This window comes from Arthrobacter sp. AK01, assembly GCF_021109375.1.
Classification (GTDB): domain Bacteria; phylum Actinomycetota; class Actinomycetes; order Actinomycetales; family Micrococcaceae; genus Arthrobacter.
In genome coordinates, this window is record NZ_JAJOHP010000015.1 from 25,626 (window position 1) to 51,971 (window position 26,346).

General features: G+C 60.9%; 21 protein-coding genes. 11 read left to right on the top strand and 10 right to left on the bottom strand.

What is annotated here, in order from left to right:
• Genes LN996_RS07230 through LN996_RS07260 form a run of 7 tightly spaced genes read left to right on the top strand, consistent with a single transcriptional unit; the run spans position 1 to position 8,305 of the window.
• Positions 1-345, top strand: coding sequence for a hypothetical protein (locus LN996_RS07230; protein ID WP_231339744.1), 345 nt, complete (start codon positions 1-3; stop codon positions 343-345).
• Positions 346-348: 3 nt separating this feature from the next.
• Positions 349-1,131, top strand: a complete 783-nt coding sequence (locus LN996_RS07235) for a hypothetical protein (RefSeq protein WP_231339745.1) — start codon at positions 349-351, stop codon at positions 1,129-1,131.
• A 4-nt stretch (positions 1,132-1,135) separates the two neighbouring features.
• Positions 1,136-3,004 carry a hypothetical protein gene (locus LN996_RS07240; protein WP_231339746.1) on the top strand — a complete coding sequence of 623 codons (1,869 nt, stop codon included), beginning with the start codon at positions 1,136-1,138 and terminating at the stop codon, positions 3,002-3,004.
• Between the two features lie 27 nt (positions 3,005-3,031).
• Positions 3,032-4,594, top strand: a complete 1,563-nt coding sequence (locus tag LN996_RS07245; RefSeq protein ID WP_231339747.1) for a hypothetical protein — start codon at positions 3,032-3,034, stop codon at positions 4,592-4,594.
• Positions 4,591-6,231, top strand: a complete 1,641-nt coding sequence (locus LN996_RS07250; RefSeq protein ID WP_231339748.1) for an ATP-binding protein — start codon at positions 4,591-4,593, stop codon at positions 6,229-6,231. The genes LN996_RS07245 and LN996_RS07250 overlap by 4 nt, the downstream gene beginning before the upstream one ends.
• Positions 6,228-7,919, top strand: coding sequence for a type IV secretory system conjugative DNA transfer family protein (locus LN996_RS07255; protein WP_231339749.1), 1,692 nt, complete (start codon positions 6,228-6,230; stop codon positions 7,917-7,919). Before LN996_RS07250 ends, LN996_RS07255 begins: the two co-directional genes overlap by 4 nt.
• A complete protein-coding gene (locus tag LN996_RS07260; protein WP_231339750.1) occupies positions 7,916-8,305 on the top strand; it encodes a DUF4913 domain-containing protein in 390 nt (129 codons plus the stop codon). Before LN996_RS07255 ends, LN996_RS07260 begins: the two co-directional genes overlap by 4 nt.
• Before the next feature lie 161 nt (positions 8,306-8,466).
• Here the strand turns inward: LN996_RS07260 and LN996_RS07265 are convergent, their stop codons facing one another.
• The 4 genes from LN996_RS07265 to LN996_RS07280 all read right to left on the bottom strand — a co-directional run bounded on the left by LN996_RS07265 (position 8,467) and on the right by LN996_RS07280 (position 12,613).
• Entirely contained in the window at positions 8,467-9,132 is a 666-nt protein-coding gene (locus LN996_RS07265; protein ID WP_231339751.1) for an SDR family NAD(P)-dependent oxidoreductase, read from the bottom strand.
• Positions 9,133-9,239: 107 nt separating this feature from the next.
• Positions 9,240-10,136: a helix-turn-helix transcriptional regulator gene (locus tag LN996_RS07270; RefSeq protein ID WP_231339752.1), complete on the bottom strand. Its 897-nt coding sequence runs from the start codon at positions 10,134-10,136 to the stop codon at positions 9,240-9,242.
• Positions 10,137-10,376: 240 nt separating this feature from the next.
• Entirely contained in the window at positions 10,377-11,330 is a 954-nt protein-coding gene (locus tag LN996_RS07275; protein WP_231339753.1) for an alpha/beta hydrolase, read from the bottom strand.
• Between the two features lie 35 nt (positions 11,331-11,365).
• A complete protein-coding gene (locus LN996_RS07280; protein WP_231339754.1) occupies positions 11,366-12,613 on the bottom strand; it encodes an MFS transporter in 1,248 nt (415 codons plus the stop codon).
• Between the two features lie 480 nt (positions 12,614-13,093).
• Between LN996_RS07280 and LN996_RS07285 the strand changes: the two genes are divergently transcribed.
• Positions 13,094-14,116, top strand: a complete 1,023-nt coding sequence (locus LN996_RS07285; protein WP_231339755.1) for a zinc-dependent alcohol dehydrogenase family protein — start codon at positions 13,094-13,096, stop codon at positions 14,114-14,116.
• A gap of 105 nt (positions 14,117-14,221) precedes the next feature.
• Here the strand turns inward: LN996_RS07285 and LN996_RS07290 are convergent, their stop codons facing one another.
• From LN996_RS07290 to LN996_RS07315, 6 genes are all read right to left on the bottom strand, one after another.
• Positions 14,222-15,538 (bottom strand): MFS transporter, encoded by a 1,317-nt coding sequence (locus LN996_RS07290; protein WP_231339756.1) that lies wholly within the window; start codon positions 15,536-15,538, stop codon positions 14,222-14,224.
• Positions 15,535-15,741 carry a hypothetical protein gene (locus tag LN996_RS07295; RefSeq protein ID WP_231339757.1) on the bottom strand — a complete coding sequence of 69 codons (207 nt, stop codon included), beginning with the start codon at positions 15,739-15,741 and terminating at the stop codon, positions 15,535-15,537. Before LN996_RS07295 ends, LN996_RS07290 begins: the two co-directional genes overlap by 4 nt.
• A gap of 511 nt (positions 15,742-16,252) precedes the next feature.
• Complete coding sequence (locus LN996_RS07300; RefSeq protein WP_231339758.1) at positions 16,253-17,239, bottom strand: ketopantoate reductase family protein; 987 nt, start codon at positions 17,237-17,239, stop codon at positions 16,253-16,255.
• 28 nt (positions 17,240-17,267) lie between these two features.
• Complete coding sequence (locus LN996_RS07305) at positions 17,268-18,059, bottom strand: HpcH/HpaI aldolase/citrate lyase family protein (RefSeq protein ID WP_231339759.1); 792 nt, start codon at positions 18,057-18,059, stop codon at positions 17,268-17,270.
• Positions 18,056-19,549, bottom strand: a complete 1,494-nt coding sequence (locus LN996_RS07310; RefSeq protein ID WP_231339760.1) for an aldehyde dehydrogenase family protein — start codon at positions 19,547-19,549, stop codon at positions 18,056-18,058. Before LN996_RS07310 ends, LN996_RS07305 begins: the two co-directional genes overlap by 4 nt.
• Positions 19,550-19,590: 41 nt before the next feature.
• Positions 19,591-20,415, bottom strand: a complete 825-nt coding sequence (locus LN996_RS07315) for an SDR family NAD(P)-dependent oxidoreductase (RefSeq protein WP_231339761.1) — start codon at positions 20,413-20,415, stop codon at positions 19,591-19,593.
• Positions 20,416-20,775: 360 nt separating this feature from the next.
• Between LN996_RS07315 and LN996_RS07320 the strand changes: the two genes are divergently transcribed.
• The 3 genes from LN996_RS07320 to LN996_RS07330 all read left to right on the top strand — a co-directional run bounded on the left by LN996_RS07320 (position 20,776) and on the right by LN996_RS07330 (position 26,232).
• Positions 20,776-21,615: a hypothetical protein gene (locus LN996_RS07320; RefSeq protein ID WP_231339762.1), complete on the top strand. Its 840-nt coding sequence runs from the start codon at positions 20,776-20,778 to the stop codon at positions 21,613-21,615.
• Positions 21,616-21,685: 70 nt separating this feature from the next.
• The gene (locus LN996_RS07325) at positions 21,686-24,745 is read left to right on the top strand and encodes an FAD-binding and (Fe-S)-binding domain-containing protein (protein ID WP_231339763.1); all 3,060 of its coding nucleotides are present in this window, start codon (positions 21,686-21,688) and stop codon (positions 24,743-24,745) included.
• Positions 24,742-26,232 carry an NAD-dependent succinate-semialdehyde dehydrogenase gene (locus LN996_RS07330; protein ID WP_231339764.1) on the top strand — a complete coding sequence of 497 codons (1,491 nt, stop codon included), beginning with the start codon at positions 24,742-24,744 and terminating at the stop codon, positions 26,230-26,232. The genes LN996_RS07325 and LN996_RS07330 overlap by 4 nt, the downstream gene beginning before the upstream one ends.
• The last annotated feature ends 114 nt before the right edge of the window (positions 26,233-26,346 follow it).

The window sequence follows — 26,346 nt, forward strand, 5'->3', positions numbered from 1 at the left end:
ATGTTCACCACGATCCGCAACGAAATCATCATCCGCAGCGCCGTACCCACCATAGACAACCCCCTGGACGGCGTGACGCCCAGCATCGATGTCCTCGGTGTGAAGTTCACCGGAGCCGTCCAAATGGTCCTCGGCGCACTCTGGGCGCTTGCCCTGATCCTCCTTGCCGGCATGTTCATCTGGAACCTCATGAAGTGGGGAATCGCCCGCAACCGTGGCCACTCCGACGACATCGAAGACGGCGCAGCAGGGGCCAAGAAGACCGGCATCGCCTTCGGTGCCGCTGCCGGCGCAAGCGTCATCATCGGCGGCATCCTGGCCCTGGCCACGGCAGCAGGAGCCTAGCCCATGCGGAAGCACTGGAAACTGCTCACAGCCTTGGGGGCGGTGATTCTGATTATCGCTGTGGCCGTCGTCCTGCTGAACCCACCGACACCGGCAGCCAAACCGGATGATCCCAGCTCCCTGCAGGCTTCCGGGAAGTTCGGATTCCCCGTCTCCGGGATCAAGATCGGCGAAGGCGGAACAAAAACCGCGAGCGACGGCAAGACCATCACCGGTTACAACGGCAGCTGCGGCTCTGCCGCCCAAGCCGCCGCTAACTACGCCCACCTTCTCAGGGACGTCAATGTCACCACTTGGGCCCAACAGAAGAAGACGCTGAAGGAGCTCTCAGAAACTGGTCCATGGTTTGATACGGCCACCTTGGCTGGGGACACCCTGGCCGGACTGAAAGAGCAGCCTCCTGGAGCGTTTGAAGGGGGCTGGATACAGCGATCCGACGTTAGTGCTGGGGGCATGTACCGGCTTGCGGGCTGCGAAGAAAAGAAGAAGGCCGTGGTCCAGGTCTTCACCGGATCTCTTGATGGCCGAACTGACAGCGTCCCGTTGGCAAGCTTCGGAACTGTCACGATGCAGCTCGGATGGGATGGTGACTGGAAAATTACGGACGCTATGCCGAAGGCCGACGACCCGTCGTTCGGAGGCAGGGTCAAGGATGCAGGGCCTGGAGGGCAAGACCCTAAGGGCCCAACGGGGGCCATCCCGATTCTGGACGAGTCGCTAGTGAACTGGGTCTTCGAGGGCAAGAGCAAGGAGGGGTGGGTTGAGTATGCAAACGCTAAGCGCTAGCCGGGTGTTACGCCTCGTCGCGACCCTGCTGGCGCTGTTCCTAGGCTTCGGCGTCGTCTTCGCTGGACCCGCTGAGGCAGCTGACGAAGTGAACACGACTGAGAAGCTGAACGCGGACCAGCTCAAACGCCTTGCAGGGCTGCCGGAAGCACAACGGAACGGCATACGGGACCGCTTGAACCTGGAGCACGGTAAGAAGGCTTGCAGCAACGTGGTCTTCTACGGAACTATGGGCGGAAGCAACTGTGAGAACACTGCTGCCAAGGCCTTCGGAGCATTTCTCACCACCCCCGAACAGTCCTTGGACTACGACCGAACACAACCTCGTTTCTGCAGCGGCCTTTCCTCAACCGGGGCTCCTGACGCAGCAGTGTCCTATTGCGTGGCTTCAGCGCTATGGGAGAAATACGCTCCGATTGCTGGTGTGGTGATGCGGACGACTATCTCGGCGATGCCGGGTGGTCAGGTCGTCTTGGGCACTGTGGATACTGTGGCGTTCATCGCGAACGCGAAGGACGGGTTTGAGAAGTTCGCGAACACCGTCAAGGCCGAGGGTGTGAAGTCCACCAACGAGGTGCTGAACAACCTGTTGAAGGTTTCAGTGTTCGAGGTTGATGACGGTTTCCGGGCGACGTGGGCTGTGTTTGCCGGGATCGGGATCCTGATCATGGGGCTGGTGTATTTCAAGCTCTGGAAAGACGTCTCGAACGAAGAGATCGATATGGACTCCGCCCGGACGTCGCTGCTCTGGTACGGGCCGTTGTCCATGATCCTTGTGCTGTTCGGTCCTCCGATCGGCTACGTGATCAACGGTTGGATGAGCGACATGACTGAAGGCATATCGTTCTGGACTTCCAGCCGGGTCACGGACTTCGGGGTCGCCATTTCCCGGTTCGCTTCCTACGAAGCCAGCGGAGCGTTCGGGCCGCTGGCGGCGGTCCTGCTATTCGGCCTGCTGTTCATCGCGGCCTGGGCCATGCTCGGGTTACTCGCCTTGCAGCCGCTCGCCCTGTACCTGCTGGGGTTGGGCATAGCCATGATGGTCGGCTTCTTGATCCACCCGAAGTACCGCGAACGCGTAGGCAAGGTCGGCGCGTTGTGGCTCGGGATCTCACTGTCAAAGCCGTTGCTGCTTCTGCTCATGGGAGCAGTCTTCAGCTACATCGCCTCACGTCCGGCGTTCGTCGGCGAGGGCGTGGAAGACGGCATGGTGAACGCGACGTCGGTGTTCCTTGCCGCAGCCGCGATGTGCCTTTTAGCTTTCGCGCTGCCGTTGATTTACAAGTACGTGCCGATCCTTCCGTCATCCTCAAGCAATCTGGGCGAGGGCCGTCAGTCCGTCGCCGGGGCGGCCATGGTCGCCGGCGCCGGGGCAGCGATCTCCTCCGCGATCCGGCAGAAGCGAACCGCCCAGGTTCAGTCCGGCACCCCCGGCGGCCGGAACGGGACTACCCCCGGTGGTGGTCCCGGGTCGAACGGCTTGACCGGGCAGGCAACGCCTTCAGAAGGTCAGAGCACGTCAGGATCAGGACTTGGTTCCCAAGGAGCCGGGGTTTCGGGCCGCCGCAGTGCAGCTTCCCGGGTTCCCAACGAACAAGGCACACCCACCGGTCAGAGTGGTCAGGGCCAGCCGGAGACCCGCACGATCGGGGAGCTGCAAAAAGCCGACCGTGCCGGAACCGGCGGTGCAAAAGCGGCACAGGCTTTGAAAACCAGTGCCGGGGCAGTGGGCCGGGGATCGGCGAAGGTCGCAGCCGGTGGCGCGACGGCGTTCCTGCTGGCAGGCAGGGAAGCGGCACGTCAGGCCTCCATGCGCGGCCAGCGCTCTGCCCGTTCGATGGCACCGGATACCGACCACATCAGTGGCCGGTAAGAGAAGTACGGCAAGGAGTAGGTAGCAATGGGAAGAATGGTTGTTGTAGGCGGTGAGGTCCAGAGCCGTGGCCTGTTCGGTGGGAACCGGACGGCACCGGAATGGATCGGCCTGTCGGTGGCCATCGGTACCGCGTTGTTGATCGTCCTGGCCGGCGGCAGCAGCGTGGTGGCCCTGATCATCGCCGCGGTGCTGGTTCTGGCAGGGGTCATCCTGACCACGCCCAACAAGTTCTCCGGTCACCGCTCCCTGGGTGCTCTTTTCGTGGAGGTCCGGCACAAGAAGGTCCGGGCCAAGAACAAGTCCCTGGTCTACGTCCCGGTGAAGGACCGTCCGCAGACGCGGATGATCAAGGCCGGGAAGAAGGACCGTGACCGCGCCGACGAGAACGGGATGGTCGAAGTCCCTGTCCGGCACAAGGACAACGCCCCTCTCATGGTGGGCACCGTCCGTCACTTCGCCATCGACACCCCGGAAGGGCCGTTGGTGATCTTCCGGCATCAGGGAAAGGTCAAGAAGTCCTACTACACGGCCACGATGGAAGTCATGGGTTCGTCCTCGGGTATCCGGGAGGAATACCGGAAAGAATCAGGGCATGTAGCCCGTGGCCAGTACCTCGCCCGGTTGGCCCGCCGACAGTCCCTCGTCACCCATGTCCAGACGCTGGCCCGGGCCGTGCCGATGGACTCCGCCGACCACCTGCTATGGGTCAAACGGCGGGTCGCGCAAAACGTTCCCCGGATCCTGTTGGAGTCCTACGGCGACCTGTGCGAGACAACCCGTTCACGCTCCGAACAGCACCGCACCTATGAGACGTTCCGGATCCCCGGCTCCGCAGCCCTGTACCGCCGCGCGGAAGCCTACGGGTCAGGGGACGAAGGCATTGGCCAGGCGATCTATCAGGAAATCCGCTCCGCCATGGCCCAAGCGTCCATGATGGGCTCCATCACGAACTCGCGGCCCCTTGGCCCCCAAGCCATGGCCGCACTGCTGCGTCACCTGCAAGACCCGGACTTCGACATCGACGACTACGACGGCGCCAACCTGATGGACTGCTGGCAGCACCTGGACGGCGCATCCTCTCCGATCTCCCTGGTGGTCAATGATCACTGGCATATCCGTACCGGCTACGTGCCGGCCTCGGCCTTCAGCCCCGCACCGATCCCGGTCGAGGCCTTGGAAGCGATCATCAGCGGCATCCAACCGGCCGTGGTGCACTCGGTGTCCATGGTCATGGAACTTGAAGATGCCCGCAGCGCCCGGTCCAAGGCCCGCTCGGATGCCGCGATGGACAGGGCAACGAGCAATAAGGTCAGCAAGTCCGGTGTCGTCACCGATGGCACCGAAGAAGTGTTGATGGGGGCCTCCCACCAGCGGCTCCTGGATCTGAAGCCCGGTTCCGGCCATCACGGCGCAGCCTACGGGCTGTACATCTCCTTCGCCGTGGAGGACGCGAACGAGATCCTGTCCACCACCGACATCGTTGAGGCAGCTGCCTCCGATGCAGGTATCGAGTTCATTGACTGGCTGGACCACCGCAACGACCTTGCCCTAATCACGACCATGCCGTTTACGAGGGGAATCCGATGAGCACCGCGAACGAGACCAAGCGTTTCAGCCTGCCTTGGGCTGTGGCCAGCAAATCCAAGCGGACCCTTAGGGCCCAGGCCCGTGTCGGGAAACTCGAGCTGGAAGCAGCTGCAGCCGATACCGCGGCCGAAGGTTTGCGGCGCAACAAACCGTTGAGCAAGCGTGCGGGGAAGAAGGCTGAGAAGAAGGAAGCCAGGGAACGGGAGCTCGTTGAGGCCAAAGCGAACGCCAAGACCCGGTGGCACCACGAACGGAAGTGGGCTTTCGCGTCGAAACTGGGGTTCTATGACCCGGCAGCCCCGGGTGTGGCGTCTTCAACACGGCAGATGGAGTTCTCGCATATGGCGATTGCTTCCCCGCCGACGTCGCACCGCGGCCTGGTGTTCGGCGTCGATGCCGGGTCGGGCTGGATGATCGTCCACGACCCGTTCACCGCCTACGGTGACACGCTCGAATCCCCGAACGTCTGCTACATCGGTGACCTCGGCCAAGGGAAGTCCTCGGCCATGAAGACCTGGGGTGTGCTCCGGCAGCTGATCCTCGGCCGCCGCGTCGTGGTCATCGATAAGAAGTACCAGAAGGACGTCGGCGGCGGCGAGTACACACCTCTTGCACGGAAGCTCGGTGTTGCTCCGGTGCGGTTCAGCATCGGTGGCGGCGGATCCCGGATCAACATCCTCGATCCCCGTATCGCTGCCCGCCTGAACGAGGATTCCCACGACAGCGCCGAAGCGTTCCGCACCCCGGCCGGCCAATCCATGCTGGTCCGCGCCGTCATGGAAGAAGCCCTCCGCCGACCCATGACGCCCAAGGAAGGCAAAGCCGTCCGCATGGCCCACAGGCAGGCGTTGACGGATGCGAAGAAGGCTGGGGAAGTCGCGCACATCGGGCACGTCCTCAAAGCCCTGTACGCGCCCAACGAGGACGCCGCGAAGGCCACGAACCTGACCGTGGAAGAGCTGCGCGAATGGGGTCAGGATCCGGCCTTCGAGCTGGAACGCATGATCGAGGACGACCTGGCAGGTCTGATCGACGGGGAGACCAGCGCGGATATCCAGCTCAACGCCGGCCTGACCGTGTTCGATGTGTCGTTGCTTCCCGAAGACGGTCCGGCGCTGCCGATCGTCATGACGATCATCAACACTTGGTTGGCTAACACCCTCTACCGGCAGGAAGAAGCAGTCCCCACGGTCCTGCTGATTGAAGAGGCTTGGCACACCGTTCAGGGGTCGGTGGCCACGGTGACCCGGCGCAACACCAAACTCTCCCGTGCACTGTCCCTGTCGTGCCAGTTCGCGTTCCACCACATCTCGGACATCCCGGCAGACAGTCCGGCGATCTCCATGCTCAAAGAATGCGGCACGGTCCTGCTGTACAAGCAGCAAAAGAGCGCCGACGCCTTGGCCTGCGAAGAGATGTTCACTCTCCCGGTCGGGACGGCCGAGGTCATCACGAAACTGGTCAAGGGCACCTGCCTGTTCAAGATCGACCAATACGATCCCTTCGAAGCCATCCACGTCCGCAGCCCCCTGGAAGTCGAGCTGACCGACACGGACGGTGCCATGAAGTCCACCTCTACTATCGCGTTTACCGAAGAACCCATGCCCGACGAAGCCATGGAGGTCATCCCGGCATGAGCAAGCAAACCTCAACAGACACACTGATGAAACTGGGCCTTGCCGGCTTCGTTGTCGTGCTGGCAGGCCTCGCCTGGGTTTCCGCATTCCTTGGTGAGTTCCTGACACCGACGGGGATGCCATGGACCGACTTCACGGAGTTGGTGGCCCGTTTCAAGGCAGGCACCTTCGCCTGGCCAGGGGCCGCGACATGGATACTGATAGTGCTCGCTATTCTTGCTTTCCTGGGAATTGCGTTCCTCACCATCGTGCTCGGGGGTAGAAAGCCGAAGGACGACGGCTTGCCCAGGTACAAGGATTTGGAACCTCGGATGGGCAGGAAGGCAGCCCTGGCCAAGGCCCGGCAGGCTCTGGAACTCCCGGAGGACGCAACAGAAGATGAAATGATTGTTGCGCTGTGCAAGCTGGACGGCCAGACCCTGTACGTCCAGCACGAAGATTCCATGTGGGTCTTCGCCCCGCAGCGCTCCGGTAAGTCGCTCTTCCTGGCGGTGGGAATCATCTTGGACGCCCCGGGACCGGTAGTCACGACATCGACAAAAAATGATGTGCTGATGTTGACGGCCGTGGCGCGGCAACGCCGCGCGCATGTGGAGGTCTTCGACCTTCAGGACATTTCCGGTTGGCCGAACAAGGTTCGTTGGAACGTCATTGCCGGGTGCGAGGACCCTGACGAGGCGCTGGCCCGTGCCAAAGCGTGGGCAGGGGCCCAGCCGATGGGGAACGTCAAGAACGGAGACTTCTTCAATTCCAAGGCAGCCGCAGTGTTGGGAAGGTTCCTTCACGCGGCAGCTCTGGGCGGTCGCGGCATTGAAGACGTCGTTCGATGGTCCAACAACTTCGTGGACAAAGAACCGCTGGAAATCCTCATCGACCACGCCGCACCGGAGGCCTTCTCTGCCCGTCTTCGGGCCCTGACCACTTCCCGTGCCGGCGAAACGGTGGACTCCATCCAGGAAACCCTCGCAGGCCTGCTGGAGCCGCTGTCATCACCAACGGCGATGCAGATGCTCAGCCCTGCAGAAGGTGAAGGGTTCGACATGAACCGCTTCCTGGCCAAGCCGAACACCGTCTACCTGCTGACCGACGGGGAACGCTCACCCATCGCCCCGCTGGTGGCCATGTTCGCCGACTTCATGTTCCGCAAAGCCCAGCGAATCTCCCAAAGCAAACCCGGTGGCCGTCTCTGGCCCGTCTTCACCATGGTCCTGGACGAAGCACCCAACGTCGCCGCGCTGCCGGACATGGCCGGCGCCCTGTCCGATTCCGGTGGCCGCGGAATCCGTGTCATCGGTTTCAGCCAGTCCTTCGCGCAGAACCGGCAACGGTGGGGCAACGAAGCTGCCACAGCCATCCGGGGCACCTCTTCCATTCGCATGTTCCTGCCCGGTTTGGAGGAACTGGACGAGCTGGAGAAGATCGCCAAAGCCGCCGGAGTTACCAAGCGTCAGCGTGTATCGACGTCACAGGGCAGGGGCGGGTCATCAAGGACCACCAGCGAGGAAGAGCGTCCGGTGCTCCGCGCCCATGACATCCAGCAGCTCCCTGTGGGCGAAGCATTCATGCATTACAGCAACGTCAAACCCGCGAAGGTGAAGCTCACTCCGTGGTGGGAACGGAAAGATGCCGAGCAGATCCGCGCGGATAAGACGGCAGCCGGAAAGATTGTCAGGAGGGTGGAGGTATGACCGATCCCAACGGGCCTGCCAACGAGGTGCAGGAAGTGGCTGAGACAGAACTGGTGGAACAGTTCGTGATGTGGGTCGAGATGCTGGTCCGCGACATTGAATCCGTGCCCGACGAAGCCTCTGACCGGCACTGGTGTCCTGAGTGGTGGCAGCATCCCGAGGCAGTGGCAAGGTTCATGGCCCTCCATGAGGCCTACAAGCAGTCCGTACAAGAGAACACCCTGTCCGCGTGGTGGGTCCAGCATTGGGACCCTCACACCCGAGTGCTGTTCTCGGGCCAGGGCCCCTTCAAAGACTGCCAGCGACGGCACGCTTTTCTTGATCGGGCCGAGGACTACACGCCCCGCTTGGCAACGGTGGTCCCACCAGCTGGCTGGAGTCCTTAAGCCTGGTCTGGCCTGAGCATCGGTCTAAGCGCGGCGGTGAATTCCCGGCAAGCGTCGAAAGACACCACTGCCGGCGGCCGGCCCGGAGAGCGCAAATCACTCGGCGACGTCACTGCCGACGTCGGCGAATGAATTCATTGGCGCAGATCTCGCGCCAGACTTCAGACCGAAGACCCGACGAAGGTGCGGAAGTCCTCACTGTCGCTGTACATGCGCCAAAGTGTGTCGGCTAGGGCCGCGGGCTCATGCGCGGGGTCACCGCCACCGATGCCTAAAGGAATGATGAGTTGCGCGACATGGATGTCTTCTGAGGCCAGTGAGTCGTGGAGCATCCGGGCGTAAGCGGATTCGGCAGCGAATGCAGCGGAGGTGCCGGCGTAGTTGTGGTTGGGCCGGATAGCGCTGGAACCGTTGATAAAGATGACTGTTCCGCGGCCGAGTTTCCGCATTCCTGACAGGACGGCCCCAACGGACGCAGCGGCTCCAAGTACCGAGAATTCGAGTGCTGACCTTAGCTCTTCGCGCGTGGTTTCCAGAACCGGCCGGAGGTATTCCTTTGATGGCACGGGGCTGTACTGAAGAATTTCAACTGGCCCGAGATCTTCTGCTGCCTGGGTGAGGGCGACGTTGAGCGATTCAACGTCGAGGACATCCGCGGCGTAGCCGCGTGCTGTGATGCCAGCATCGTCCAGCTCAGCGGCGAGGGCATTGACGTGTTCCTGTCTGCGGGAGACAAGTGCGACGTTGAAGCCTTCGGCCCCGAAACGGTGAGCGGCGGCAAGGCCAAGGCCGGTGCCGGCTCCGATAATTGCGATCGTTGTTCTCATGGGATGGTCCTTCTTTCGAAATTCCGGGCAGGGCAAACCTCATATTTGGCCCCTTTCCCTGCGCATTTTGATCGTTCAAGGGCAGTGGGTGTCGGGCGCGGTCGTCGTCAGCTATCGGTTCGTGTTTGTTGCGTTGTCGGTTGGGCGGCCGCGCCATACTCGCTGGCAGCCCACGATGCCAGCAGTTGCATGCGCTCGGCCGAGGGCGATCCCGGCTCAGCTGCGTAGATCGTCAAGGTCAAGCCCGGCTCTGCGGCCATCTCCAGGCCCTCAAATGCCAGAGTCATCTCACCCACGATGGGGTGGACGAACGTTTTGAAGCCGGTGCCATGATGCCGCACATTGTGCGCACCCCAGCGCTTCCTGAAGTCCTCGCTTCGCGTCCCGAGTTCTCCGATGAGGTCGTGGAGTTCCTTGTTGTGCGGATCCCGGCCCGCCTCCGTGCGCAGGATGGAAACGGTAACCTCCGCGAAGGCGTCCCAATCGGGGTAGAAGTCGTAGGCGCGTTCGTCCAGGAACGTGAACCGCGCGATGTTCGGGGTTTGGCCCGGCATGTCGTAGCAATCCTTGTAGAACGCTCTGGCCAATGTATTGACGGTCAGGAGGTCCATCCGGCCGTTGCGGACAAACGCGGGTCCTGCGGTGACCGCGTCGAGAGCCCACTGCAGGCTTTGATGCGGTTCATAGGACTTCGAGCTTCTTCGGCGCGGCGGGCGGGCAATCGGACTCGCCGCGTGGGCGAGGTCGAACAAGTGCGCCCTCTCGGCGTCATCGAGGCACAATGCCCTGGCGATGCTGTCGAGTACTTGAGGAGAAGCCCCGCTGATCGCTCCGCGTTCCATGCGGGTGTAATACTCCACGCTCAGACCTGCCAAGGTGGCCACTTCACTACGGCGGAGGCCATGTACTCGTCTGTTGGTCCCGGTTGGCAACCCGACCTGTTCCGGGGCCACCTTGGCACGACGCGAAATCAGGAACTCGCGTACTTCAGCTCGATTGTCCATGCCCTCAACGCTATGCCAGCTCCGGCGGTAGAGGGAGTCCCTTTCAGTGCCCCTATCGGTGCGGTAATGGTGGAAGCGTGTGCCTGGGTAACGGCGGTTGTGGCCCGAGCCATTCGCGGAAGGGACCCCGCGAAGAGGAATCCATTTAGGATGCAAATCTGAAGGCGCGGGGCGGTCGTTCTCGCTTGTACAGGGATGTTGGCCCGCCGCCTCCGCATCGTCAGCGTAGAGTCAAGCGACTCAGAACGCGGCCAAGAAGAACTCTTCAAGTTTGTCGAAGGGGATCATGTCTGTGCGATCGTAAAGATCGATGTGCCGCGCACCGGCGACGACCACTAGCTCCTTTGGGCCCGGGGCTCGGCTATAGACATCTTCGCTGAAGTACCGTGAGTGCGCGTGCTCGCCGGTGATGAGCAGAATGGGGCGAGGAGCAATGTCTTCGAGGTGTCGAACTGCCCCGAAATTCACGTGAGCCGCTTCACTGGTGATAGTAAATGCACCAACCGATCGGGGATGGCGACCACGGGCGGTGACGTAGTATTCGAAAAACTCCGCAGTCACAGGGTCTAGTTCCTCGATGTCGAATTCTGATGGAAAAGTTGGCTCGAGAGCAGGAGCTCCTTCATCCACATCCTTCCAACGCTGGGCGGCAATGGACTTGAGTAGAGCGCGCCGTTGTTCATCCGTGCCCTGATTCTTCCATCCGTCCCGCTTGACTCCGCTGATGTCGTACATCGCTGCGGTGGCGACAGCCTTGATGCGCGTGTCTACTTGAGCTGCATTGAGCGCGAAACCACCACTGCCGCAGAGACCTATGGATCCAATGCGGTCCCGATCAACGAACGGCAGGCTGCCAAGATGATCTACTGCGGCGCTGAAGTCTTCCGCGAAGATCTCCGGTGAAGTGAGGCGTCGAGGCGCACCGCCGCTTTCGCCGTTGTAGGACGGGTCGAAGGCGAGGGTTACGAATCCGCGCTTGGCCAGTTCTTGGGCATACACGCCTGGACCTTGTTCTTTGACGCCGCTGTGTGGCGGTCCGACTACTATGCCGGGGTAGCGGAGGCTCCGATCCAAGCTGATGGCCATATAGAGGTCCGCCGCCATCTCAATACCGTAGCGATTACGGTAGCGCACCGGACGTCGGCTGATCTGGGAGTCGAGAGAAAAGGTGTATCCATCGATATTGAGGGCCATTGAGTACTTCTTTCTGGTTTGTCATGTGTGAATGGCTATGCGGTCGCCCGACGGGAGACCCGCGCAGTGACCCCGGCCGTGATTGCGGCTAGAACGAGCATGGCTCCGCTGGCGAGGAATGTGCTCTGGTAGCCGATGGAATCGAATATCAGCCCTCCCAACGTCGATCCGAGGGCGATGCATGTCTGAATGACAGCCACCATGAGACCGCCTCCCTGTTCGGCATTCTGGGGCATGGCGTTGGCGATCCAACTCCACCACCCCACAGGTGCTGAGGTGCTCAGTAGCCCCCACAAACTCAAGAGCACTAAGACGGCGACCAGCGAACCACCGAACAGACTCAACGCAGCGGCGACGAGTGCCATGAGGCTTGGGATGACGACCAGTGTCCGGTACAGCCATCGTCCGAGGACCCGTCCGATCAGAACAGTGCCCGCTAAACCTGTCACGCCGAGTATGAGTAGGACGAGGGAAACCGTGGACTCATCGACCAAGGTCACTCGCTCCAGGAAAGGGCGAAGGTAGGTGAAGAGGATGAACTGGCCCAAAAAGAAAGCACCACAGGCCGTTAGACCCCATGCAACCACGCGGATTCTGAGCGTATTGAAAATAGAGAGGGCGCCATCGGTCTTTGTGGAACGGTGAGGCATTCCAAGTGACGGCAAGCTGAGCCAAAGCCAGATCAGACAGAGCGCGGCAACCGGCACCAGGCAGAGGAATGCGCCTCGCCACCCCATGATTGATCCGAGATAGCTGCCCAGAGGGGCTGCTATCACAGTTGCAAGTGCGTTGCCGCCGTTGACGATCGCCAGAGCGTGCGGAACGTGAGAGGCAGGGACCAAGCGAATGGCCGTGGCGGCTGACATGGACCAGAAACCTCCAATCACCACACCGATGAACGCTCGCCCGACCATAAAGGGTAGATATCCGGGTGCAAATCCGATGACGGCGCCGGAGATACCCATCAGTGCCGCCAGCCCGATCAGCAGGGTCTTTCGGTTCATGCCACGCGTTAGGTTGGAGATCGACAGACTGGTCAATACAGCGAACGCCCCCGAGATGGCTATGCCTAGACCAACGGCTCCCTCGGAGACCTTCAGGTCTGCTGCAATCGGAGTAAGCAGGCTGATGGGCAGAAATTCGGAGGCGACGAGCGCGAACGCGCCGAATGACAGGGCAAAGATCCCTCCCCAGTGCGCGGAGCGTGCGCCGTTGTCACCCGGATCGTGACTTTGTTTGTCATGTGCGATGGAAGCATCTGCGGTCATGAGTTTCACTTTCATTTCAGGCTGGTTCCAACACCCATCGGATCATGCTCAGATCGTCCTAGGGAGTCCCGCTTGAGGGGGGTACTGCGAGGAACCCTGAGCTGATAGTCCTTCAGACGCGGTCTTCTCGCCGTCGGTCCCTCTAGGTTGTGGGGTGGCAGACCGTCGGTAACTGGTCGTACAAACCTGCACTCGCCGGACGGGCAGAACTCCCCGGCTTTGGGGAAGCCGGCGAAGGAACTGGAATTCTGGCCGCGACGAAGCAGAGACACCTCAACGATATTTTCCCAAGGCACAAAAGGGGGCAGCCGTACCCGTCCCGACCGCAGCGGAAACGTATCGAAGGCACGATGTTGATTCCGGCAGCTCCGGAAGACACAAACCACACGGACAAGAGGGAGTCCCTGGTGGTACCCCTTTCAGGAGGGACTCCCATGGGTCAGAAGAACGTGATGTTGTAGGACGGATTGAGTAACCCATATAGGAGGAGCAACGATGCGCGCTGTCGTCATGCACGCCCCCCGGGATGTCCGGGTCGAAACTGTCGATGAACCAACAATCGTCGAGCAGACCGACGCGATCATTCGAGTAACTGCCGCTTGTATCTGCGGTTCGGATCTTTGGCCCTACCGTGGCATTCAGAAACTGGACGAACCCACACGCATGGGGCACGAGTACATCGGAGTTGTTGAACGGATCGGCGCTCAGGTGCGAGGACTGAACATAGGCGACTTCGTCGTTGGCTCGTTTGTTGCATCGGACAACACCTGCGAGATCTGCCAGTCCGGCTACCAGTCCCGTTGCATCCACCAAGTCATGATGGGGTCGATTGGAACGCAGGCAGAATACGCGCGCATACCCCTCGCTGACGGCACGCTCGTGAAGATTCCCGGTCAGCCGACTGCGGCGCAGGAACGGAGTTTGCTCGCTGCCTCGGATGTCCTCGGCACCGGATGGTTCGCGGCGGTAGCAGCCGCGGCCGGCCCCGGCAAGACGGTAGCCGTCGTGGGCGACGGTGCTGTCGGGCTTCTCGCAATTCTCGCAGCTAAGCGGCTAGGTGCCGAGCGGATCATTGCCATGTCCCGGCATGCCGACCGGCAAGCCCTTGCACGGCAGTTTGGTGCCACCGACGTTGTTGAGGAGCGTGGCGATGCCGGAGTCGCAAGAATTAAGGAATTGACGGGAGGTTACGGTGCGCATTCAACCGTGGAGGCGGTCGGTACTCCCGAGTCCATGTTGCAGGCCATCAATTCCACGCGTCCTGGCGGACATGTTGGGTATGTCGGTGTCGCTCACGAGGTCGAATTGAATGGCCTCGACTTGTTCTTTTCAACAGTGCACCTTCATGGTGGCCCAGCACCTGTACGACGGTTCCTTCCAGAGCTGATTGACCTCATCATGACCGATCAAATCGACCCGGGTACGGTGTTCGACCTTGTTCTCCCAGTCGAGGAGGCCGCTTCCGGCTACAAGGCCATGGACGAGCGCCAGGCCACAAAGGTCCTCCTGACGTTCTAAGCCGCCAACGTGAGACGGCTACCGTCACAGGGCGTATATCCATCAGCAGAGTCCGCGCCCCCTAATCCTCATTCAGTAATCGGGGACAGGGGGCGGTGCTTACCGTCAGCTAACCTCGGCAGGGAGGTCGACCCCAGACGTTGAGCTGACGTGATTCTTGGCGCAATCTGCTGGATTCGGGCCTTTGGTGAGAATATTCCTGAACTGCGTACGGAGCGTCAGCGGACTCCGCCGGCAAATGATGATGAGGGTCAGTACTCCAGTCACTACTACGGCGCTTCCACTCGTGACAAGGGCCCACCGGGCACCGAACTCCGTACCGATCCAACCCATCAGCGGCGCTCCAAGGGCCGTGCCGCCCTGAAGCACGGCAAGGTAGAGCGCCAGCACCCGGCCTCGCAGTTGAGGGCTGACGGAGAGTTGGATGCTGGTGTTGCACACGTTGAGGAAAGTCATCGCCGAAAGGCCCACTGGAACCAACACCACGGCGTAGACCCAAAAAGCCGGTGAGATGCTGGCTATCAGGGTAAAAGTGCCGAGCCCTGTCGCTCCCACCACTAGATACCGAAACCGTGGCGTGGCCCTTCGTGCTGACAGGAGGGCCCCCGCGAGCGTGCCTACGGCCAGGAGGGAACTGAGGACGCCCAGTTCCCCGGGACCCAGCCGAAACTCGGATGTGACCATAAGCGCGTTAGTGATGGGGAAGTTCAGTCCAAATGCGCCCACCACTCCCACTGTGATGAGAATAAGAGCCAGATCAGGGCGTCCTCGGACATAGCTGAGTCCCTCGGCCACTTGAGGACCGCGTCGTGCAGCGGGGATGAACGGTATGAGGTCAGCGCCGCGTATTCGTCCCAGAGACACCAGGACCGCGGCGAAACTGGCGGCATTGAGGAGGAAAACTGGTCCCGTGCCGATCCACAGGATGAGCAAGCCTGCTAAGGCGGGGCCCGCTAGGCTGGCGATGTTGAACGATGCAGAATTCAGGGATACAGCGTTCGCGATTTGGTCATTGTCAACCAGCTCTGACACGAAAGCCTGGCGGGTGGGGCCATCGATTGCACTGGCCAAGCCAAGGCATAGCGCTGCGGCATATATATTCCAGAGCTGCGCCGCGCCTGTTACGACTAGAAGTCCAACCGCCAGGGCGCAAAAACCCATCGCAGTCTGTGTCCACAGCAGGATTGAACGTTTACTGTTCCGGTCAGCAAGTACACCTGCGTATGGGCCCAAGAACAGGACCGGTAGAAATTGCAGTCCGGTAGTTACTCCCAGGGCCGTGCCGGAGTGGTCTGTGAGAACCGTCAGAACTAGCCAATCCTGTGCCATCCTTTGCATCCAGGTGCCGATATTGGAGATGAGCGAGCCGCCGGCCCACAGCCGGTAACTGCGGTTACCGAGGGACTGAAACATAGTGCTCATTGTTCGGCGTCGGGGAGGATGTGCAGGACGCCGAAGGCCAAGTGTTTTTCCTCATAGGGCCTTGACGTTGGCGGGTCCTCTCCGAGACCAACCTTCCGGTCCCCGGCAGTTCTCACTAAGGCGAGCCTGCTTGTCGGCTGGGGATCGCAGGACGCGGTGACCCAGACCGCGGGTCCAGCTGAATCATCGGTCAGAAGGGTCATTGCGGCCTTCCATTCTTCGTCTGTTCCGGTAGTGGCCGGCCTCGCCGCGTGGGCTCCCTTGTCTAGGGGCCAAGATTTCCTTTGGCCTGAAGCGTGTGGTCGACCTGGAAGCCGGAACCTCCCCTGTTTGCGAGAAGGGAGGTCCCGGCGGTTTGAGGGAGCTGAGAAGGGAATTCTTGGGTTGCTGGTCGGTTCTACCCAGAGCGTTAGGTGCTGCTCAGCCTACGAATTGTTACTCCTTCTTCGCGAGAGTCGAATGCCCTGCGGGTGTCGCCTGACTCGGGAAGAACCCAGATCACCCGTGCATCGTCGGTGAGGATATCCACGGTCGCCCGGTAGGAAAGGAAAGCAGATTCGCAGACTGTGACACGGTCGCCTGATCTCAGGCTTGCCCAATTTCTCTGCGGGGTGCGCTGCTTTGGCACTATTTTGGAGTCCTTTCGTAGTCGGGAGTTCTCATTCGCCCGTAGCCTCGCCTAGACGGCGGAGCCGGTACACCGGACCGTTGACGTCACTTGTCAGTGTCCTGGTACTGACCGGCCGCACGTGCACGCTGCGTGGCGAGTTCGATCACCAGATCGAGGTTGGGCGTGGGGATTTGTGCGAGCTCGGCCAGGTCCAGAGGGACCCGGAACATGGCGTCGATCTCCATGGGCCTTCCCGCTTGCAGATCTTGGGCGATGCTCTGGAGATGGGTGGACTTCGACAGTTTGCTCAGGCCTGCGTACGGGTCGCCCGGGTCGCACCCCAACGCTTGGGCAATTGCGGCCCCTTCGGTGGCCATGGCTTTGGCTGTGCCGGCAACGGCGGGTTTGTTCAGCACTTCCCTCATCGGCGAACCGGTGAGGACAGCCAGTGACCCGCCGATGAGATTCATCAGAAGCTTGGTCCAGATGGCATCGCGTATCTTCGGGGTCACGGACACGTCGAGCCCAGTTGAGTCGAAAAGTGAGGCGAGAGCATCAAGTCTTCCGTCCGGAACGCCGTCGGGGCGCCCAATGACGAGACGGTTTACGGGGTTCTCAGCGCGAATGACGCCCGGTGAAACCACGCTGCAGGCAGTGTAGGCCACGGCACCCACCGCCCGTTCTGGGCCGATGTGCTCCCACAGTGTCTGCTCTGGATCCAGCCGCCTCAACTGGGTGCCATCCAAGTCGCCACCGTGGGAGTGGAAATACCACCAAGGGATACCGTTCATGACGAACAGCACCAAGCTGTCCTTGTGCAGCAAGGAAGCGAGCTGCTCCGCTATGTTCGGTAGAGCCGGAGCTTTGACTGCAACTATGACGATGTCCTGAGGCTCGAGGTCCTCGGGGTTGTCGGTGACAGCCGGGTGTGAATGGAGTGTTCTGTCACGGGTCTCCACCCGCAGGCCGTGCTGACGGATCGCGGCCAGCTGCTCTCCACGAGCTATAAGTGAAACCTCGGCATCGCTGTCAGACAGCCGACCGGCAATGTGCCCACCGACGGCTCCTGCGCCGTACACGCAGATTTTCATTTGTGCTCCCTGCTTCGTGATGTATCGGTCAGACGAATTGCTTGCGCTTTTGTGATGCGGCTCCGCTAAGGAAAGTGATGTCGTTGCCTGTGGAGACAAAGCCTGCTCCGAGCTCCAGGTACTGCCGGACGAGATCCGGACGGCCGCCGAGTCCACCGATCCCTATCGCCTTGCCATGGGTTTGGCAGGCTTCTATGACCCGGAGAAACGCCTTATGAACCTCTGGATGTTCCACTTGCCCAGCGAAACCGAGCTCTGCGCTCAGGTCGCTCGCACCCACGAGGAGCATGTCCACACCCTCAACTGCTGCAATATCGTCCACCACCTCCAGACCGGCCCGTGACTCGATCATCGCCACTACCAACGATGCTTGGTCTAGCTCACGAATCGTCTTATCAGCAGGGAGTGACTGGTAGTTCAGCTGTGGAGCCGCGCCGGAAAACGACCGTATGCCCATGGGTGCATGCTTCACAGCACGGACTGCGGCACGTGCCTCGTCAGCGGACTGCACACCTGGCACGATGATTCCCATTGCGCCGGCGTCCATGACTTTGGCTATGAACGGTGCATCCAAGCCAGGGACCCGGACCAATGGAGTCACTCCGAGGGCGTTACAGGCCATACAGATCTGTCCAGCCGATTCCAACGGGAAGCTGCTGTGTTCCATGTCGATATATATGGATTCGAAACCTGCCGTATAGGCTATCGAAGCTATGTCGATGGTCCGGACAAGCCGCACGGTCATCGAGAAGACCGGTTCTCCTTTGGACAATTTCTCCTTGAGCGGGTTCCGCAGCAATGGGGTCGTTTCGGTATTCATGCTCTCGGAGCTCCTGACGTACTTGGGACAGTTTCTACTGAACCGACCAGTGCCGGCAGGGCCTGCGCTTCTTCGTCAAACCCGTAGACAGATTTGACTTCGAGATACTCTTCGAGCCCGAACTTGCCCATTGAACGGCCGATCCCGGATTGTTTGTAACCGCCCATTGGCGTATACGAATCGGTGGCTGCGCCGTTGTAGCTGACTCGACCGGCCCGCAGTCCGTTGACTACGCGGTGGGCATTTGTCCGGTCACTTCCGAAGACATACCCCCCAAGTCCGTAGGGTGAATCGTTGGCGATACGCAGAGCCTCTTCCTCATCGCGGTAGGGGAGAACAGCTAGAACGGGACCGAAGACTTCCTCTCGGGCGATCGTCATCTCAGGTGTGACACCGGTGAACACAGTGGGCTGCACGAAATAGCCGCGGTCAAGTCCATCAGGCCGATCGAGACCGCCAGTGACAACGTGGGCGCCCTCGTTCAAACCGCTCTGGATGAGGTCCCTGATCGAGGTGTACTGCGTGGCGCTGACAACTGGGCCCATGGTCGTCGTGGATTCCAGAGGGTCGCCCAGTCGATAGCGGCGTGCCTCGTCCACAAGGTATGGCACCACCTGCTCAATCTGGCTTTCATGCACCAGCATCCGGCTTGGGGCATGGCAGGACTGTCCGGCGTTGACGAAGCACCGCTGGATGTTCCATCTCGCGGCCCGTTCAAGATCGGCGTCAGGAAGAACAATATTCGCTGATTTCCCCCCCAGCTCCAAGCAGACGCGTTTGACGGTCCCCGCTGCTGCAGCACCGACTTGCTTTCCAGCGCCCGTGGAGCCGGTGAACGAGATCATGTCCACGTCGTGGTGGCGGGCGAGCGTATCGCCGACCTCGCGGCCACGACCATTCACCAGATTAAAGACCCCTGGCGGCACATCTGCCTCATGCAAAACCTGTGCCATGAGCACCCCGCTCGCGGCCGAGTTTATGCTGGGCTTGACGACCATGGTGCACCCAGCCGCCAGACCATAGATCATTTTGATAACACCGGTTTGGACTGGCCAGTTCCATGGGGAAATGAGCGCGCATACCCCAATCGGTTCACGCCGGACTATTGCGTTGCCAACGCGCGTTTCAAATGGGTACTCCCGCAGCAAATCACGGGCGACTCTCATGTGATCGGCCGGTCCCGTGACCTGGGCGCGGTTGCTAACAGGAATGCCGACCTCACGGGCGATCAATTCGGCAAACTCATCGGCATGCGACTCGTAGACGTCTATGACGCGGTCGATCAACCTAATGCGTTCTTCCACTGATGTGGCTGAAAACCTCTCGAATGCTCCGCGGGCCGCAGAAACGGCGAGTTCTGCATCCGCGGCACTCCCCAATGCCACGCGGGCGAAAGCCTCCTCGCGCGTGGGGTCGATGAGCTCCACATAGTGGGGATCTGCTGGTTCAACCCAACGGCCACCGATGTATAGGTGTGGGTACTGCTTCATGAGCGAGGTCTCCTCAGGATGTGTGTGGCTTGTGTTGTGGGTCAACTGCTGTGGGTGTAGCCGCCATCGCAGGCGATGGTTTGGCCTGTGATGAAGGACGATGCCGGTGTGGACAGGAAGAACATGATGCCGACCAAGTCCGTGGGGACCATTCCGCGGGGGATGCATTGCTGCGAGGCTGCGCGTTCGCGGCCTTCGACGGTGGGGTTGACGGTTCGTTCGACTTCGGTGGCGACCATGCCAGGCCGGACGCAGTTGACGGTAATGCCATGCTCACCCAGCTCGCGTGCCAGGGAGTTGGTCATGCCAATGACCGCCGATTTCGAGGTCACATAGTGCAGGTAGTTCACCGTGCCCCGTGTCACTGAATCGGAGGAGATGTTGATGATGCGGCCGTATCCTGCGGTGCGCATATGGCTGGCGACTGCGCGGACGCAAAGGTAGGTTCCAGTGACGTTGACCTTCATGACCTGTTCCCACTGCGCGACCGGAATCTGATCGAACGGGCCTTTTTCGATGGTCGCGAAAATTGAGGCGTTGTTAATGAGCACATCGATCCGGCCGCACTTTTCGATGATGGTCTCGACCATCGCCTCAACAGAAGCCTCGTCGGCTACGTTGACCCGGACGGCAAGACCATCGCCTCCGGCGCTGCGGATCTCCTCCACAACTGAATCCGCCTTGCTGATGTCAAGATCAGCGACCACGGCTACGGCTCCGGCCGCAGCGAACTGGCGCGCCAACTCCCGACCGATGCCTTGGGCTGCGCCAGTAATAATGACCACCCGGTCCTTGACGCTGAAGTCCCGCGCCGACGCCGGCACGCCAGAGTCCTGTGGGGTGTGTGTCAGGGGTGTCGTCGTCATAGTCGATCCTCATGGCGTTGCGTGGTTAATAGGCGTGCAAGCAGAACCTGACAGCGGGGCCGCGTGTCTTGGACGGCGACGATTCAGCCTGTCAGCATCTTCTTACGACATGTGAAGCATGTCCCATAATATGGGATTTGTCAATCCTGATCGGTCACCCAAGGAGCTGCTCGTCGCCGCTTGCATAGACATGCGAGTCATGGCTTAGGTATGGACAATATCCCGCAATATGGGATACCGTCAATTATCGGTGGCCGGCCCGACACGTTTAGCGGCGGCTGGGCTGGCTACCGCATCTCCGTCGGCTTTTGCCTGTGGGAGAAACCTATTTTGTATCGACTTTTGTGAAGGAGCAGGGAGATGCGCGTAAGCAAGGCAGCCGACACCGGCAGCGAGCGAGTCGGAACCATGCGGGAGGGGACGCTCGATCAAAAGCACCTTCTGTTCGGTGAAGATGGCTCGCCCAACAATTACGACCTGAACATGGGCCTCACCGGCAGCGGCGGCTGGGGAACCCCACGCCACCGGCACAACTTCGACCAGATCCGTTACGTCATCGAAGGCAGACTGCCCTACACGGAAACCGAGGTCCTGGAGCAAGGATGGGTCGGCTACTTCCCTGAAAGCGTCCATTACGGCCCCCAGGCTCGTGCCGAGGGACTCCGCACCATGGTCCTGCAAAGCGGCGGCGCCAGCGGCGCCGGTTACCTCAGCGTCGCCCAGCGCGAAGCAACCAACGCCGAACTGGCCAAGTCCGGAGAGTTCAAAAAAGGCAAGTATCACTTCACCGACGAAAACGGCGTTGCCCAAGAAGTAGACGGCTCACAGGCAATCTTCGAAGCCGCCACCGGAGGCAAGCTCGAATTCGCCACCCCCCGCTACACCGACGTCATCGCCATGAACCCCGACGCCTACGACTGGCTCCCGCAGGGCGAGCCCGGCGTATCCGAAAAATGGCTGGGAAGCTTCACCGAACGCAACCTGCGCATCGGGTTCCTGCGACTGGACGCCGGCGCCGTCTACCAGGCAGGCCAGCACCCCTCCATCGAGATCCTGTTCCAGATCAACGGCAAGATCTCAGCAAACAACGAAAAATACGGCCCCGAAACAGGCTACGAATTCCTTGCCAACGAAGGCCCAGCACCCCTCGAAGCCATCGAGCCCACCGAATTCCTCCGCACCATACTCCACACCTTCTAAAACACAGGCCAAAACAACACGAGTTGGCCTGCCGCTACTGCCCTGTACTTATGAGAAAGAGCTTTCCTCCATGACCGATTCCGACAGCCGTCCAGTGTTGCATGACCCTGAAGGGTATATACAAAGCAGCCCAATCGACGGCGCATCGGTCTCCGGGGCCGTCGCCGAAGCCCGACGTCCGGCGACCGGCCTTCTCTTGGAATTGGCGGACGCTGGGGTGGAGGCCGACGCGACGCCGCGGCGGCGTTCCGAGTATTCCTATGACGCTTCCAATTACCGGGTAGAGCCATTGGCGGTCACGTTCCCGAGGACTGTGGACGACGTCGTGTCCGTTATGGCGGTGTGCCGGGCAAACGGTACGTCTGTTGTCGCCCGTGGTGGTGGAACCTCCATGGCCGGTAATGCGATAGGTCCAGGTGTAGTGCTCGACTTCTCGCGGTACATGAATAGGATCCTCGCCATTGACGAGAAGTCCGGGACCGCGAGCGTCGAACCGGGGGTCATTTTGTCGGACTTGTCCCGCGAAGTCGAGGTGGCTACCGGTGGACGCCACACTTTCGCGCCCGACCCCTCCTCAAAGAATCGGGCAACTGTCGGGGGTGCGATCGGCAATGACGCGTGCGGTAATCATTCCGTGCGGTACGGCCGAACCTCGGATCATGTGGAGGAGATTGATCTTGTTACCTCTGATGGGTCCCGTCTGACTGCGACAGAGACGGGGTTGCGGGCCACCGATTCACGGGATCCCCAGTCAGTGGCCCGGGCGAGTCAACTCTCCGCCTCTCTGCAACGTCTGGCTCAGGATAATCTTGGCGCTTTCCGTCTTGAACTCGGCCGCATCCCCAGGCAAGTCTCGGGCTATCATCTGCAGAACCTCCTGCCGGAAAACAAATTCAACATCGCGAGGGCGGTCGTGGGATCGGAAGGGACCTGGGCGATTGTGGTTGGCGCACGCATGAAGCTCGTTCCAAAACCGGCAAGTGCGTTGCTGGTTTGTCTCGGTTATGAGGATGTGGTGGACGCAGCACGCGACATTCCGACGATTCTTGAGTTCTCGCCCGCTGCGGTCGAAGGCACGGATGAGGCCATCGTGGCTACTATGAGGCATCGTCGGGGACCTAATTCGGTCCTGGGGTTGCCTGATGGAAGGGCCTGGCTCTTTGTCGACATCGACGGTGACGATCCGGCATCTGTGCAGGCTCAAGCTGACCGTTTACTCGCTCGCCTGGGTGAGAACGGCCGCCTGGTGCAAGGCCGCGCCGCAGCGGACCCCAAGGAACGCGCCTCACTTTGGCGCGTCAGGGAGGACGGCGCAGGGCTATCTTCACGACTGGCCTCTGGTGGTGAGTCCTGGCCCGGCTGGGAGGACTCAGCTGTCGCCCCTGAACGGCTTGCCGGCTATCTAGCGGACCTTCGCGACCTCTTGGCCGAGCACGCACTTACAGGGGTCATGTACGGACACTTTGGTGCCGGCTGCATGCACGTGCGCATCACTTATGACCTGCGCAGCGACGAGGGCCGAGAGGTCTTCCGGCTCTTTACGCGCAAGGCAGCAGAACTCGTGGTCAGCCACGGAGGCTCGCTGTCTGGCGAGCACGGCGATGGCCGCGCCCGCTCCGAGCTTCTCCCGCTGATGTACTCCCCGGCGATGATGATGGCTTTTTCTGAGTCGCGACGTCTTTGGGATCCCGTGGGCATCTTGAATCCGGGGTCCATGACGGATCCCGATCCCATGGACGCAAACCTTGCACTAGAGGGGATTCCCGATCGGGAATGGCGGACAAGCTTTGACCTCCGGCCGGTAGGGTCCTCAGGAACCGACCCGTGGGTACATGCAGTCCAAGGCTGTATTGGCGTGGGGCGGTGTCGCGCTGACAGCGGCGGGGTGATGTGCCCAAGCTATCGCGCCACCAAGGATGAAAAGGATTCCACTCGCGGCCGCTCTCGTGTACTTCAGGACATGGTTCGCGGCGCACGAACGGTGGATGAAGGCTGGAAGTCCGAGGAAGTCCGGGAGGTCCTGGATCTATGTCTTGCTTGCAAGGCCTGCTCAACGGACTGCCCCGCCGGCGTCGACATGGCCACCTACAAGTCGGAGTTTTTCGACCATTATTACCGCGGGCGCCTGCGGCCGTTAGCACACTTCTCCCTTGGATGGCTGCCCCGTTGGCTCAAAGTGACTGGTTCTATGTCCGGCATCGTCAATGCGGTTCTGGCCACTCCTTTGGGTAAAGTCGCATCCGCTGCCGGAGGACTGACCACAAAACGCAAGCTGCCTCGCTTCGCCGGCGCGGGGGAGTGGCGGCGCGAAGTGGCCACAGCTGGTATTCGTTCCGCTGTGGAGTCCGTCGATGCCGGCTCCGTGGTCCTTTTCGTGGATACGTTCACACGTGGCTTCCGCCCTGAAGTCGCAGGTGCCGCAGCGCGTGTTCTCGCCGCATCGGGGAACGGCGTGGAATGTTCGGCGGACGCATGCTGTGGTCTGACTTGGATATCCACGGGACAGTTGGGCACCGCCAAACGGCTCCTGTCCAAAGCAGCCGCAGCACTCGATGATGGAACCGATCGACCAATCGTCGTTGTCGAGCCAAGTTGTGCTGCGGCGCTTCGGAAGGACCTACCTGAACTGGTTCACACGGAACAAGCGAAACGTGTCGCATCTCGTGTACGAAGCTTCGCGGCTTACGTCGCCGATCAAGTGGCTGCGGGTTGGGAACCGTCACCCGCGCATCCGGCACCGGATCGGGCCGTACTCCAGACTCACTGCCACGAATACTCGGTCTTCGGCGCAGCTGCTCAGCGGACAGTGCTGGAAGCTGTCGGTGTGCGCGACATTGTCGACGCAAATGGATGCTGCGGAGTAGCCGGCAACTTTGGCTTTGAGGCCAATCATTACGACGTCAGTATGCAGGTGGCTGAGAATGCACTGGCCCCGGCGCTTAGGGCCACCAACCGGGAAGTCGCTGTGATGACAGACGGATTTTCGTGTGCGAGGCAGATTAATCAGCTCGATCCTTCAAGGCCCGGCCTGCACCTGGCCCAAGTTCTCGATCCAGGGTCGGTCCCGGCGGCCAGCCCAACCCTCACCAGCAATGAAGACCAAAGCAACGAAATAGAGGAAACCTCATGACCACCAACGTCAGCGACCTCCGCACCGCAGAGCAAGCACGCCAAGCCATCGCCAAAGTCAGTACCGGCCTTTTTATTGACGGGGTGTGGGGCGAGTCCTCCTCCGGTGCTCGATTCGACATCATCAATCCGGCGACGGAGCAGGTCATTGCTAGTGTCGCTGATGGCGGCCCCGAGGACGCGCAACGGGCCATTGAAGCCGCCGGCCGCGCCCAAAAGAAGTGGGGAAAGACATCACCTCGTGAGCGCAGTGAGATCCTTCGGCGGGCCTACGACCTCGTGATGGCCCGACAGGACGAACTTGCCCTCATCATGACCAGTGAAATGGGCAAACCCCTTGCTGAGGCCAAAGGTGAAATCTCCTACGCTGCCGAGTACTTTCGCTGGTTTTCAGAGGAAGCGGTCCGTATTAGCGGTGATCTGACGACCTCGGGCGATGGCAAGACGCGCGTTCTTGTTTCGCGCGAACCGATCGGCCCCTGTGTTTTGGTTACGCCCTGGAACTTCCCACTCGCCATGGGCATGCGCAAGATCGGGCCAGCCATCGCGGCCGGCTGCACAGTCGTCTTCAAGCCGGCGGCACTCACTCCGCTTTCTTCCCTGGCCTTGATAGACATTCTGGTTGAGGCCGGGCTCCCGGCCGGCGTAATCAATGTCGTTTGCACTACCAAGGCGTCAACGGTGGTAACACCTTGGATGTCGAGCGGAATCGCACGCAAGGTTAGCTTCACGGGCTCGACCGAAGTGGGTATTCGCTTGCTTGAGCAAGCATCCCGGAATGTCATGCGCTCATCGATGGAATTGGGAGGCAACGCCCCCTTTATCGTGTTCGAGGATGCTGATTTGGACCGCGCTGTCGAAGGGGCCGTTGCCGCCAAGATGCGCAACATGGGTGAAGCCTGCACCGCAGCAAACCGCATATTCATCCAGCGTCCTGTCGCGGAAGAATTCGCTCGCCGCCTAGCAGAGAAGCTCGAAGCGCTAACCGTCGGCGACGGCACCGAACCCGGCACACAGGTCGGCCCACTCGTTGAGGAGAAGGCCTTGCAGAAGGTCCAGGAACTCGTCGATGACGCCGTAAGCAAGGGCGCGAAGGTCGTCTGCGGAGGGAGCCGCCCAGATCGCCCAGGCTACTTCTACTCACCGACAGTACTCTCGGAGGTCCCAGCAGCGGCTGACCTCATGACGGAAGAGATCTTCGGTCCTGTAGCACCTGTCATCCCCTTCGACTCTGAGGATGAGGTCGTCCAAATGGCTAACGACACCCAATTCGGTCTGGTCGGGTACCTCTTCACTCAGGACATTGACCGTGGCTTCCGTGTCGGCGAGGCCCTGGAAGTGGGCATGGTCGGACTGAACACCGGAATTGTTGCCAACGCGGCTGCCCCGTTTGGCGGCGTAAAAGCATCGGGTCTGGGACGCGAGGGCGGACGGATCGGCATCGACGAGTTCCTCGAGGTCAAGTACATGGCGTTCCCGAAGGCCTAGTCCGCTCCTCAGGCCTGGCCATGCCAGGACGCAGCTTCGGCTCTGGGCAGGCGACTCCATTTGCGCCGCTCAGGGCCGAGCCTGTCGGTGATCTTCGACCCTGAACTCTCAACT